The organism is Plesiomonas sp. (genome assembly GCF_051650925.1).
Classification (GTDB): Bacteria; Pseudomonadota; Gammaproteobacteria; order Enterobacterales; family CAMTGL01; genus Plesiomonas.
Window position 1 is genome coordinate 1 of sequence record NZ_JBOFRH010000117.1, and the last position, 12,324, is coordinate 12,324.

14 protein-coding genes and 1 pseudogene are annotated in these 12,324 nt (G+C 49.1%); 5 read left to right on the forward strand and 10 right to left on the reverse strand.

Annotated elements, in window-relative coordinates:
• The 6 genes from rpsL to fkpA form a co-directional block, all read right to left on the reverse strand.
• On the reverse strand, positions 1 to 373 hold a 373-nt coding region (gene rpsL / locus ACRC27_RS02590; RefSeq protein ID WP_438622909.1), incomplete at its 3' end, for a 30S ribosomal protein S12.
• A gap of 400 nt (positions 374 to 773) precedes the next feature.
• Complete coding sequence (gene tusB, locus ACRC27_RS02595) at positions 774 to 1,064, reverse strand: sulfurtransferase complex subunit TusB (RefSeq protein ID WP_438622908.1); 291 nt, start codon at positions 1,062 to 1,064, stop codon at positions 774 to 776.
• An 83-nt stretch (positions 1,065 to 1,147) separates the two neighbouring features.
• Positions 1,148 to 1,513 carry a sulfurtransferase complex subunit TusC gene (tusC, locus tag ACRC27_RS02600; RefSeq protein ID WP_438628878.1) on the reverse strand — a complete coding sequence of 122 codons (366 nt, stop codon included), beginning with the start codon at positions 1,511 to 1,513 and terminating at the stop codon, positions 1,148 to 1,150.
• 43 nt (positions 1,514 to 1,556) lie between these two features.
• Positions 1,557 to 1,988: a sulfurtransferase complex subunit TusD gene (gene tusD / locus ACRC27_RS02605; RefSeq protein ID WP_438622906.1), complete on the reverse strand. Its 432-nt coding sequence runs from the start codon at positions 1,986 to 1,988 to the stop codon at positions 1,557 to 1,559.
• Positions 1,989 to 1,990: 2 nt separating this feature from the next.
• Positions 1,991 to 2,713: a helix-turn-helix transcriptional regulator gene (locus ACRC27_RS02610; RefSeq protein WP_438622914.1), complete on the reverse strand. Its 723-nt coding sequence runs from the start codon at positions 2,711 to 2,713 to the stop codon at positions 1,991 to 1,993.
• A gap of 122 nt (positions 2,714 to 2,835) precedes the next feature.
• Positions 2,836 to 3,624 carry an FKBP-type peptidyl-prolyl cis-trans isomerase gene (fkpA, locus tag ACRC27_RS02615; protein WP_438622905.1) on the reverse strand — a complete coding sequence of 263 codons (789 nt, stop codon included), beginning with the start codon at positions 3,622 to 3,624 and terminating at the stop codon, positions 2,836 to 2,838.
• Between the two features lie 476 nt (positions 3,625 to 4,100).
• Here fkpA and ACRC27_RS02620 point away from each other — a divergent pair, with 476 nt between their 5' ends.
• Positions 4,101 to 4,322, forward strand: coding sequence for a SlyX family protein (locus tag ACRC27_RS02620; protein WP_438622904.1), 222 nt, complete (start codon positions 4,101 to 4,103; stop codon positions 4,320 to 4,322).
• 126 nt (positions 4,323 to 4,448) lie between these two features.
• On the opposite strand, the gene slyD is transcribed toward ACRC27_RS02620, so the two are convergent.
• The 4 genes and pseudogenes from slyD to kefG all read right to left on the reverse strand — a co-directional run.
• Positions 4,449 to 5,069 carry a peptidylprolyl isomerase gene (slyD, locus tag ACRC27_RS02625; protein ID WP_438622903.1) on the reverse strand — a complete coding sequence of 207 codons (621 nt, stop codon included), beginning with the start codon at positions 5,067 to 5,069 and terminating at the stop codon, positions 4,449 to 4,451.
• Positions 5,070 to 5,158: 89 nt separating this feature from the next.
• On the reverse strand, positions 5,159 to 5,359 hold the full coding sequence (locus ACRC27_RS02630; protein WP_438622902.1) for a YheV family putative zinc ribbon protein: 201 nt from the start codon (positions 5,357 to 5,359) through the stop codon (positions 5,159 to 5,161).
• A complete protein-coding gene (kefB, locus tag ACRC27_RS02635; RefSeq protein ID WP_438622901.1) occupies positions 5,352 to 7,163 on the reverse strand; it encodes a glutathione-regulated potassium-efflux system protein KefB in 1,812 nt (603 codons plus the stop codon). The genes ACRC27_RS02630 and kefB overlap by 8 nt, the downstream gene beginning before the upstream one ends.
• 103 nt (positions 7,164 to 7,266) lie before the next feature.
• Positions 7,267 to 7,815 (reverse strand): annotated as a pseudogene (kefG, locus tag ACRC27_RS02640) (glutathione-regulated potassium-efflux system ancillary protein KefG); the annotation flags it as partial.
• 116 nt (positions 7,816 to 7,931) lie between these two features.
• Between kefG and ACRC27_RS02645 the strand changes: the two are divergent.
• The 4 genes from ACRC27_RS02645 (at position 7,932) to crp (ending at position 12,152) form a co-directional block, all read left to right on the forward strand.
• The gene (locus ACRC27_RS02645) at positions 7,932 to 9,884 is read left to right on the forward strand and encodes an ABC transporter ATP-binding protein (protein WP_438639127.1); all 1,953 of its coding nucleotides are present in this window, start codon (positions 7,932 to 7,934) and stop codon (positions 9,882 to 9,884) included.
• 129 nt (positions 9,885 to 10,013) lie between these two features.
• Positions 10,014 to 10,241, forward strand: coding sequence for a YheU family protein (locus ACRC27_RS02650; protein ID WP_438622899.1), 228 nt, complete (start codon positions 10,014 to 10,016; stop codon positions 10,239 to 10,241).
• Positions 10,242 to 10,325: 84 nt separating this feature from the next.
• Positions 10,326 to 11,207 (forward strand): phosphoribulokinase, encoded by an 882-nt coding sequence (locus tag ACRC27_RS02655; protein WP_438622898.1) that lies wholly within the window; start codon positions 10,326 to 10,328, stop codon positions 11,205 to 11,207.
• Positions 11,208 to 11,519: 312 nt separating this feature from the next.
• Positions 11,520 to 12,152, forward strand: coding sequence for a cAMP-activated global transcriptional regulator CRP (gene crp, locus ACRC27_RS02660; protein WP_438622897.1), 633 nt, complete (start codon positions 11,520 to 11,522; stop codon positions 12,150 to 12,152).
• Positions 12,153 to 12,324: the final 172 nt, after the last annotated feature.

Sequence of the window (12,324 nt, forward strand, 5' to 3'; positions counted from 1 at the left end):
AAGACTTAGGACGTTTCACACCGTACTTGGAACGAGATTGCTTACGGTCTTTAACGCCAGCACAGTCGAGTGCGCCGCGAACGGTGTGGTAACGCACACCTGGCAAGTCTTTAACACGACCGCCACGGATCAGCACTACGGAGTGCTCTTGCAGGTTATGACCTTCACCGCCGATGTAGGAGGTAACTTCAAAACCGTTAGTTAAACGTACACGACAAACTTTACGCAGAGCGGAGTTTGGTTTTTTTGGAGTGGTAGTATATACACGAGTACATACGCCACGCTTTTGCGGACAAGCTTGCAGCGCTGGAACGTTGCTCTTCTCAACGCTCTGGGTACGCGGTTTGCGTACCAGCTGGTTAATAGTTGCCATTAAATATAGCTCCTGGTTTTACTTCGTAAACACGTGAAAAATCCTCCCCAGAGTATGGGGACGCAGCATTCTAGGATCGTGCCTTGAGGGTGTCAAGAAATATACAACATATGCACTCAAGGCAATGTATTAGTATACTGCAGTTTTTGATGATCGTCATCCTTGAGCTTGGCTCAAGAGTGGGCGTTGACAGTAATTAACGCACGATTTGCTAATCAACATAAACCGTTTTGTTGAGGGTATGTTGAAGCCGTGGTTGTGAGTTTGTGTGCTGTTTCTTTCATGCACCCTTTTCTATGCCAGCATGTGCTGTTTATAGTGATGGTGGATTTTCCTACACTTTCTCTGCCTGAGTGCTGTTTGACGTTATGATCGACGCTGTATCTGCATGAAAGTCAGGTTAACAAGCATATTGTGTTGGGTGCTGTTCGGTCAGTTGTACCCATGCTTCATGATTAATCAGCTCAATCACTGGGTGTAAGCGTGCGGCAATACCTCTGGCCAAACAATCACTCTGCAGCGCATAAACTTTGACACCACTTTGTAAAAGTTGTTCCGCATTTTCTGTTCCGGCTAAACCGGCAATAACACCATCTGCCCAAAGTAAAATGGCATCATTTTCCGATACCAGTGCTTGCAACTGTGGGAGGGTATTTTGCTGATAGGGCGAATGAGAGATTGTGTAAAGCATGTGTATACCTTAAGGCTGGCCGAAAGAGTGGCTGGGTAATTAGGGATAACGTTGCCCAAAATAAGGCTGACATGGCCGTAATGCTAGAAGGTGAGTACGGTATCGTATTCTGTCAGTTTTTGTTGTAACTGAGGATAGCTCAGTGGCTCTGCATCCAACATTAAGGGTTGTTGCTGTGTAATGCCCCGCTGTTGCAGACTTTCTGTATTGACGTAGATATTTTCAATGTCATACAGCGGCAGCAATTTGAAGGTGGCAATATAGTTACGCGCTAAGATGATTTCGGGTTGTTGTTCAGGCAGCAGTTGTAAGACGCCATCACCGATAAAGAACACGCCCAGATTATCACTGTAGGCTGAGGTGGCCAGTAAGGCATCTAATCCTTCACGGCCAGCGGCATTGCCGTGGGGTGGCTGGGTAAAGATAAAAGCGATGCGTTTGATACTCATAAACTCGGCTCGGCGTGGGTTGTCAAATGGGGTAAACGCACGGTTAAAACTGTACGATGCGATCACAGGTGAGGGCTGCTTGTGCGAGTTCACCGAGCCCTGATAGGGTAAATGCCGGATGCAAGTTGCTGCCTGCTCGTTGTTCTTGTGTGGCTTGCTCTGCATCTATGATGCCACGGCGCAGGGCGGCGGCAACACAAACGTTTAGCGGGATCTGATGTTGAGCCGACAGTTGTGCCCAGGCCTCAACCAGATGGTGTTCATCACTGGCTGGTGCGGTGAATGCGTTGGCATTGGCAACACCTTCCCGATAAAAGAATATTTGGCTTAAGGTATGACCCCGCGCCAACACAGCTTGGGCAAATTGATAGGCGCTACTGGCTGTTTGTGTGCCATACGCAGGGCCGGTAACCAGCAGTGCATAGGTGAGTATGCTGTGGTTTGGCTGCAAAGGCGTATTTACTGAGCTGCTCATGATTATTCGCTTCCCGCCAAAATATCATCATTTTTAAACTGTCTGATATAAAGATAGACGGTATGTTTGGAGATGTTCAGTCTGTCGGCAACTTGATTGATGGCATCTTTGATATCGAAGATACCTTTTTCATAGAGTGCGAGCACAATTTGCCGGTTTTTGGCGTTGTTGGATACGCCACGGTCAGCATTGACTTCTTCTATGGTGTATTCGAGTGTTTGTGCGACTAATTCATCGACTGAGCTGGCGAAGTTGACATTCGAAGGTGATTCGCGCGCTTCTTCGGGCATAAAGGCTTTGAGGACTTGTGAAAACGGGGCATCAAGGTTGATGTTGATGCACAGTAGGCCGATGACGCGGTTATCACGATTGCGGATGGCGATGGTGATCGATTTCATCAGCGCACCGCCACCTTTGGCACGAGTAAAGTATGCGCGTGAAACGCTGGCATCTTCCATGTCGTGTAACATGCGCAGTGCAAGATCGGTAATCGGTGAGCCAATGGTACGGCCGGTAATATCACCATTAGCGATACGGACGGCGGAATGATTCAGATCTTCAAGCGAATGCAGCACTATTTCACAATGGGTGCCGATTAAGGCGGCAAGGCCATCTACTACGGCTTCATAAGAGCGCAGGATGTCATGATCTAGTGTGGTAAACGGGCGGTGATCCAATAAATCGTGCTCCGTAGGCAGTTCGTTACAAAGAGGCTCATTCAACATTTCCATCTCGCATGCATGGATGTTAGCGGTTATTTTACCTAGATTGTAACAGAAAGTGATAACTGAAAGGTCTGTAAGCGGCAGAAAATAAAAGCCGACTTAACGTCGGCTTTTTAGCGATCTTATTTAGTGGCCGGAGCCGGTGTTGCAGCAGGTTGTTCAATTTTAACCAGCTCAACTTCAAACACGAGTGTTGAGTTAGGTGGGATGCCTGGTGCACCTTGCTCACCGTATGCCAATGCCGGTGGAATAACCAGTTTGATTTTTCCGCCTGCTTTCACTTGTTGCAGACCTTCTGTCCAACCTGGGATCACGCGGTTCAGCGGGAATGTAGCCGGCTCTTTACGGTCGTAAGAGCTGTCAAACTTGGTGCCGTTGATCAAGGTACCAACATAGTGAACAACAACAGTATCGGTTGCTTTCGGTACTGGGCCTGTTCCCTCTTTTTGTACGAGGTACAGCAGACCATCTTTCAGGCTTTTCACGCCTTTTTCTTTGGCGAAGGCATCACGGAATGCTTTGCCAGCAGCTTCGTTTGCTGTCGCTTCTTTAGCGAGTTTTTCTTGTGCCATTTTACCAATTCGGGCATCAAGCGCTTGCAGGGTTTGCTGGATTTGGGTGTCATCCAGTTTTGACTTGCCGGCAAAGGCGTCTTGAATACCTGTCATCACCTCTTCACGGCTCAGATTCAGGCCCATCTCTTTTTGTGCATCAAGGTTAGCGCTGATGTAGCGTGCCATTGATGCGCCAATGGCATAAGCTGCCTGCTGATTTTCATTTGCAAATGCAGATGATTTTGGTGCGACAACTTCAGTTTTTGCTTTCGCTTGTTCAGCAGCCATGATAGCGCCACTGCCTAAAGATAACGCAAGAGTAATAGCTAAAAACGATGCTTTAAATGCTGGTTTCATTCTTCCTCCATGGTGCGGGTTATCTCCCGCTATAGACCTACGCGCATAAGTTATTGTTAATGGCGTAGTGCCAATATACTCGTGTTCATTTTGACTGCACAGTGACTGAATAATGAAACAGATAGAATTCAGTGCAACAACGTCTTCAATACCATAACGTTACAGTAACTATTATAGAGAGTTATTCGACAAAGAGGCTACACATTAATAGTGAGGCTTCTTCATATGAATGACTTGTATAAATAACGGCTATTTTCATTACTGTCTGTCTAGTTTATCACGGCTATATTTAACCTTACGCAGTTTGACCATACGGAAATCAGATAATTCCGTGTAAATCAGGTTTAATCTGCAGATCGTATTTAGTGGATTATCCGTTAAGCTAGTGCAGGTAAGCTGTACAGCGCTCATAATACGGGTAAACAAGGCTGTAATGGCAGTGGTGATAACTGAAATTAACTGATGAGGAGCTGGCAATGAGTGAGCTGTCTGTTGTATTGGCCAGATTAGAGACATTAGAAAGTCGTCAGGCTTTTCAGGAAGTGAGCATTGAGGAGCTCAATAAGGTGATTGTGCAGCAGCAAATTGAGATTGAGAAGTTGCGTACTCAGGTTCGTTTTGCGGTGACTAAATTACGTGAAGTTGAGGCCTCACCGGTTGCGGCGCAGTCAGAAGAGACTCCTCCCCCGCACTATTAATCCAATGATATTTCGGTATCTTCCACATAGAGGTTAAAGCCTCTGCGGATTAAAACAAAAGGGCGAAATCGCCCTTTTGTTTTTTGTCGCGCTTTCCTGTCATGGCACATAATGCGCCCGAAAGGATTAGTGCTTGCAGCCGCCGTGACCACCGCAACCACCGTGGCCGTGCTCGTGCGCATGGTCATGATCGTGATCATGGCCTTGACCGCCACAGCAACCGCCTTCGCTGTCACCGTGACCGTGGCCACCGCAGCAACCACCCTCTTCACCGTGAGCGTGCTCACCGTGAACATGGCCGTGCTCAAGCTCTTCCGCGGTTGCTTCGCGTACGGCAACAACTTCAACAGCAAAGTGCAGTGCTTGGCCTGCCAGCATGTGGTTACCATCAACAACAACATGGTCGCCGTCAACTTCGGTGATCTCAACCGGTACAGGACCTTGATCGGTATCTGCCAGAAAACGCATGCCGACTTCAATTTCGTCTACGCCTAAGAACACATCTTTTGGTACGCGCTGTACCAGATTGTCGTCATAGTCGCCGTAGGCTTCAGCAGAAGGGATGTTGATTTCAAAGCTTTCGCCTGCTTCACGGCCTTCCAGTGCATTTTCCAGACCAGTAATCAGGTTGTTGTTACCATGCAGGTAATCAAGTGGTGCGGTAACCGGTGATTCATCAACCAGCACACCATCTTCTGTACGCACTTGGTAGGCTAGGCTTACTACCGCGTTTTTAGTGATTTTCATGGCAACTCCTGCCGTTGGTAGAAAATAAGATTTTAAAATTGCGCGCTGATTGTAGCGGAAATCAGCGCAAGGCGGAAATTTGTGATGCACTAATCGGGGCGAAATACTCCAATTACCTGCTCGTTTGGCCGTTTTTCTTTTTCGATATGTTGCTGTGCCTGTGTTTGACGGTGACCACACTGCACGCATTCGACTACTTCAACCTGATCTTGCAGGTAAAGTGCGAGGGTATCGATAGCGTGGCACTGCGGGCATTCGGCTGCAGCAATAAAGCGGCGGCGCTTACTCATCGTCGGTATCCCATCCCTGATAACGTAGGCTCTCATTTTGCATCTCGCGCTCGAAAATATCATCCAGTTCGCGCCGAGCTTCTTTCACGCGTGAGATCTCGGTAACATCGGCCTGATGTTCTGGCATCAGTTCACGCAGCATGTGCATATCGAGCCGTTTAAAATGTTGTTGGGCACGAAAGGCACGGTGCGGGTGCATACCGGTGCTAACCAGCGCTTTTTTCCCTAATTCAAGTGCGCTTGAGAAGGTTTCACGGCTGAACAGGGTGACGCCGGCACTGAGTAGCGCATGCGCTTCAACGCGGCCACGGGCGCGGGCTAAAATTTGCAGTTGTGGGAAGTGCTGCTGGCACAGGTGCACAATCTGCATGTTCTCTTCAGCGTTATCAGAGGCGATGACGATTGATTCGGCTTTTTCTGCACCGGCGGCACGTAGCAGTTCAAGCTGAGTCGCATCACCGTAATAGACTTTGTAGCCATAACGACGCAGGAAAGAGACTTGGTTTGGATCACGTTCGAGTACGGTTACGCGCACTTTGTTGGCATACAGTAAACGCCCGACAATTTGCCCAAAACGCCCGAAACCGACGATGATAACTTGTGGTTCATCATCCTCAACATGCTGTTGCTCTTCACTTTGCAGTTGGCTATTGAGCTGTACGCTGAGCCAACGGTCGATCAGTTTCATTAATAACGGGGTGGTCATCATCGACAAACTGACACTAACCAGCAGCAGGGCTAGCTGGTTTTGGTTGATCACCTGACTTGCGGCGGCAGCAGAGAACAAGACGAAGGCAAACTCTCCCCCTTGACTGAGTACTACCGAAAGTTGCAAACGGCTGGTACGACGCAGTTTGAATAGGTAGCTGACAAAAAACAGTACGCCAGCTTTAATGCTGACCAGTGCGGTGACTATCAAGGCAACCCACAGTGGGTCAGTCAGCAAAATCCCCAGATTGACGGCCATACCGACCGAGATAAAGAACAGGCCGAGCAGTAACCCTTTGAATGGTTCAATGGCAATTTCCAGCTCATGCCGGTATTCACTTTCTGCCAATAATACGCCCGCAATGAATGTGCCGAGCGCCATCGAGAGGCCGATTGCCTGCATGAGAAACGCGGTGCCGAGCACCACCAGTAAGGCGGCTGCAGTAAACACTTCGCGTACACCGGTGTTGGCGATAAGGCGAAACAGGGGCCGAAGTAAAAATTTACCGCCAAGCAGCAGTAAGGCGACACCGCCGACCCGAATGGCAATGACTGACCAATCGGTGGTTTCGGCTGCGCCTGCAGTAAGCAGCGGGATTAGCGCCAGTACGGGAACGACGGCCATATCCTGAAACAGCAAAATCGCAAAACCAGACTGCCCACCTTCGTTGCGGGTCATGCCGTATTCTCGCATCAGCTGTAAGCCCATGGCAGTCGAGGACATCGCCAGCCCTAAGCCACTGATCAGCGCACTTTGCCAGTTAAAACCGAGTTTGAGCAGCAGTAACATTAGCAAACCGGCAGTCAGCATCACTTGCAGTGAGCCCAGCCCGAAAATAGGCCGCCGCATCTGCCAGAGTTTTCCGGGGTTCAGTTCCAGACCGATAATAAACAACAGCAGCACAACCCCCAATTCGGAGAAGTGCAGTACGGCATCGACATCACTGATCAGCTTTAGCCCCCACGGGCCAATTGCCATACCCGCCAGCAGGTAGCCCAGCACTGCACCGATTCCGGCTTTACGCGCCAGCGGTACGGCGATCACGGCGGCCGACAGGAACAAAATCACATCATGCATGGTGTTGGCTTCAGACATTACGTGACCTCGTATTCGGCTGTGCCGCAGATGCGGTATGATCAGTAGATCGCAGTGTGCGTGCGTGATGTTCGATATCTGGCCGTTCCGGTTGCAGTTCTGGCGGGCTAGCCAGCCAGCGGTGATACAACTCAACCTGTGCTTGTAAAATATGCGGTTGCAGATGGCGTGCCCAGTAGATAATTTTAGGCGCTATCCACTGCATGCGGCAAAGGGCGGCGGTCAGTTCAAACGGGCGCAAAATCTCTTCGATAGCGTAACGGTTATATCCGGTACGGCAGTAAGCACGCTCAGGCCCACCAACGGTGATCACTGAACACCAGTGTTTTCCAATCAGCGCATCGCCTTCCTTACCATGTGCAAAGCCTTTGATCAGCACGCGATCAATCCACTCTTTGAGCAGCGCCGGACAGCTATACATATAGAGCGGGTGCTGAAAGACGATCAGCTCGTATTCCCTCAATAACGCTTGCTCTTGCTTCACATCGATAAAGAAATCAGGGTATTTTGCATATAAATCATGCACGGTGACATTACCAAGCGCACCAATTTGTGTAAGCAATGCCTGATTAGCAACCGATTCTTGTGGCTCAGGGTGTGCCACAATCAATAAAACTTTTGGGGGAGCTGGGGGGATTATCCGCTCTGCCATCTATTACTCCTGCGTAAAATCAGCGGAAGGTCGTCAGTGACCTGAATTTCCGTTACCATGCAGCGCATATTTTTAGCGGGTTTTTCGGCCCGTTTTGTGTTCAAAGGCAGCCTGCAATGATTGTATTTTCCAATATTCAGTTAATCCGCGGCAATCAGATGTTGCTGGATAACGCCAGCGCCACCATCAACCCAGGGCAAAAAGTGGGCCTTGTCGGGAAAAATGGGTGCGGTAAGTCAACGCTGATCGCTCTGATTAAAGGCGAGCTCAGTACAGATGCTGGTGCAATTTCCGTGCCACACCACTGGGCTATGGCTTGGGTAAACCAAGAGACCCCCGCACTTGATATGCCTGCTATTGAGTATGTCATAGATGGCGATCGTGAGTATCGTCAACTTGAACAATCACTGGAAATGGCCAATCAAGCGAACGATGGCAATAAAATTGCCGAGCTGCATGGCAAGCTTGATGCTATCGGTGCATGGTCAATTCGTGCCCGTGCCGCCAGTTTACTGTACGGTCTGGGCTTTTCGGCAGAACAAACTACGCTGGCAGTGAAAAGTTTTTCCGGTGGTTGGCGGATGCGGCTGAATCTGGCACAAGCTTTGTTGTGTCGCTCTGATTTGCTGCTGCTCGATGAACCGACCAACCACTTGGATTTAGACGCGGTGATCTGGCTGGAGAAATGGCTCAACAGTTACCGCGGTACGCTGGTACTGATTTCACATGACCGCGATTTTCTTGATCCGATTGTGGATAAAATTCTGCATATCGAGCAACAGCGGATTGACGAGTACACCGGTAATTACAGCTCGTTTGAAGTGCAGCGGGTAACCAAGCTTTCACAACAACAATCAATGTATGAGAGCCAGCAGACCCGCGTGGCACATCTGCAATCTTTTATTGACCGATTTAAAGCAAAAGCATCCAAAGCCAAGCAAGCACAAAGCCGCGTGAAAGCGCTTGAGCGTATGGAGCTAATAGCACCGGCACACGTTGATAACCCGTTTCGTTTCAGTTTCCGTGAACCGGAAAGTTTACCAAACCCGCTGCTGAGCATGGAAAAAGTCAGTGCCGGTTACGGTGATAAAACCATTTTAGGCTCAATTAAACTGAATTTAGTGCCCGGTTCACGCATTGGTTTGCTCGGGCGCAATGGTGCGGGTAAATCCACGCTGATTAAGCTGCTGGCCGGAGAGATGCAGCCGCTGCACGGGGTGATTGAGTTATCACGCGGAATTAAACTCGGTTACTTTGCCCAGCACCAGTTGGAAACGCTGCATCCGGAAGAGAGTGCATTAGTGCATCTTGCCCGCCTAGCACCGCGTGAAACTGAGCAGCAATTGCGTGATTATCTGGGGGGATTTGGTTTTCGCGGGGATAAAGTCACCGATCCGGTCGCGCCATTCTCGGGCGGTGAAAAAGCCCGTTTGGTGCTGGCGTTGGTCGTCTGGCAGCGCCCGAACCTGTTGCTACTTGATGAACCAACCAACCACCTAGATTTGGATATGCGCCAAGCGCTGACCGAAGCGCTGATCGACTTTGAAGGTGCGATGGTGGTCGTTTCGCATGATCGCCACTTACTGCGATCAACTACCGATGATCTGTATCTGGTGCACGATGGTCAGGTTGAACTGTTCCGTGGTGATCTGGATGATTATCAGCGCTGGTTAAGCGATCAGCAGCGCCGCGAACAGCAGGAAGCCCAAAACGGCAATAGCGGTGGTGAAGATTCGGCAGAAAAAGAGCAGACCAACAGCGCGCAAGCCCGTAAAGATCAAAAACGGCGCGATGCGGAGTTCCGCCAACAGACTCAGCCACTGCGCAAAAAAATTATGCAACTGGAAACGCGGTTGGAAAAATTGACCGAAGCGCTAAACAGCATTGAGACGCAGTTGGGTGATTCAGCACTGTATGATGCCCGCCAAAAAGCCAAGCTCAGCGAACTGTTGGCGGACCAGATCAAAACGAAGTCTGAACTGGGTGATGTTGAAATGGGGTGGATGGATGCACAAGAAGAGCTCGAGGTGCTGACGCAAGCCTTAAATAACGCCTCTGGCACGGAATAACAGGCCAATGTTGGTGTGTACACCCGTACATACCAGAGCAGTGCATATTGGCTTACTCTTATCCATTTCGGCGCAACGCCCTGTTGTGCCGAAATGGGTCAATGACGTTAGACAGGCAAAAATACGCTTATGATTATCCCTTGGCAGCAAATTAACCCCGATACACTGAATAATCTGATTGAAGCGTTTATTTTGCGCGAAGGTACTGATTATGGTGCACAAGAGTGTTCGTTGGCCGAAAAAACAGCCCAGATCCAGCGCCAGCTTGAGAGCGGAATTATCGTTCTGGTGTGGTCTGAGTTGCACGAGAGCCTGAATATTATGCTCAAACGTGATTTCAACGGCGATGCCGAGTAAGCCAAAACCGCAGAATAACGGTTGACCGATGGGCGAACCTGCGCTTCACTCATCGGTATGTCAGACACCCAGCAAGGAGTGCCCATGTCTGTGTCTCACCCAATCATTGCTGTTACCGGTTCAAGCGGTGCGGGAACCTCTACCACCAGCTTAGTCTTCCGCCAGATGTTTAAAAAAATGCGTCTGAATGCCGCATTTGTTGAAGGCGACAGCTTCCACCGCTACACCCGCCCAGAGATGGATACCGCCATTCGGCGCGCACGCGAACAGGGGCGGCACATCAGTTATTTTGGCCCTGAAGCGAATGATTTCCCGCTACTGGAAAACTGCTTTTCGCGGTATGCCGAGCACGGAGATGGCGAGTTTCGTAAATACCTGCACACCTTTGATGAAGCGGTGCCCTACAATTTATTACCCGGTACGTTTACCGACTGGCAAGCGCTACCTGCCAACACTGACCTGCTGTTTTATGAAGGGCTGCATGGCGGAGTTGTGACAGAGCACAATAATGTGGCGCAGCATGTTGATCTGCTAATCGGCATGGTGCCAATTGTCAATTTAGAGTGGATTCAAAAACTGGTACGCGATACTAACCAGCGCGGCCATTCACGCGAAGCGGTAATGCACTCAATTGTGCGATCCATGGATGACTATATTAATTTTATCACCCCGCAATTTTCGCGCACCCACATTAACTTTCAGCGTGTACCTACGGTTGATACCTCAAACCCGTTCTCAGCCACCAGCATTCCGAGCATGGATGAGAGTTTTGTGGTGATCCATTTTCGGGGCGCTGTACAAATTGATTTCCCATATTTACTGACCATGATCCAAGGCGCGTTTATCTCGCGCATGAATACTCTGGTCGTGCCCGGCGGAAAAATGGAGCTGGCAATGGATTTAATCCTAACGCCGGCAGTAGAGGCTCTGTTGCAAAAACGCAGCACACAAAATCAAGTAACGTGATATGAGCACGCATTTGCACACTGTTGCTCAGTAATTTCATACTACAAATGCAAGATTCAGCGCCTTTATTATGAAATAGACACAAAAAACGTGCGGTGCGCCACAGGCTGGGGCAAAATCAAAGCATCATTAAATAAGCAAGCTAGAATGCTAACGCGTTAGAGTTAGCCTTGCAGCAGAGCCCTTACCTTATTATGCTCAGATAACTCCCCTTGAAGGGCTCACAAATAAAACTGCACACATGTTGGGCTGCGTTACACAGGGAATTTTGCTAGTCCTGTCGTATCAAGCGACTATGTAGAGGAAAAAGAAATGGTTCTTGGTAAACCGCAAACAGATCCTACCCTTGAGTGGTTCTTGTCTCATTGTCATATTCATAAATACCCTTCCAAGAGCACGCTGATCCATGCAGGCGAAAAAGCAGAGACGCTGTACTACATTGTAAAAGGCTCCGTTGCTGTTTTGATCAAAGATGAAGAAGGTAAAGAGATGATCCTCTCTTACCTAAACCAAGGTGACTTCATCGGTGAACTGGGTCTTTTTGAAGAAGATCAAGAGCGTACTGCATGGGTTCGTGCGAAAGCCGCCTGTGAAGTTGCTGAAATTTCGTATAAAAAATTCCGCCAGTTGATTCAGGTTAACCCTGATATTCTGATGCGTTTATCGGCTCAAATGGCCTCTCGTCTGCAAACTACCTCACAAAAAGTGGGCAACTTAGCCTTCTTGGATGTTACCGGTCGTATTGCGCAGACATTGCTGAATCTGGCAAAACAGCCTGATGCGATGACCCACCCTGATGGTATGCAAATTAAAATTACCCGTCAGGAAATTGGTCAGATTGTCGGTTGTTCACGTGAAACTGTTGGCCGTATTCTGAAAATGCTGGAAGATCAGAACCTGATCTCTGCACACGGTAAAACAATTGTGGTCTACGGCACCCGTTAATTACTGGTTACGTTTCCCTTCACAGTTTTAAGGCGCTTTTTAGCGCCTTTTGTGTTTTGATCTTTCGCTACCGACCTGCATAACTGCTATGCCGAGAAGTATTCATGAGATCACTAAAACGCCTGTTGCTACACCCTGAATTTAATTTTGGCCTACGCCAGACTCTGATTGT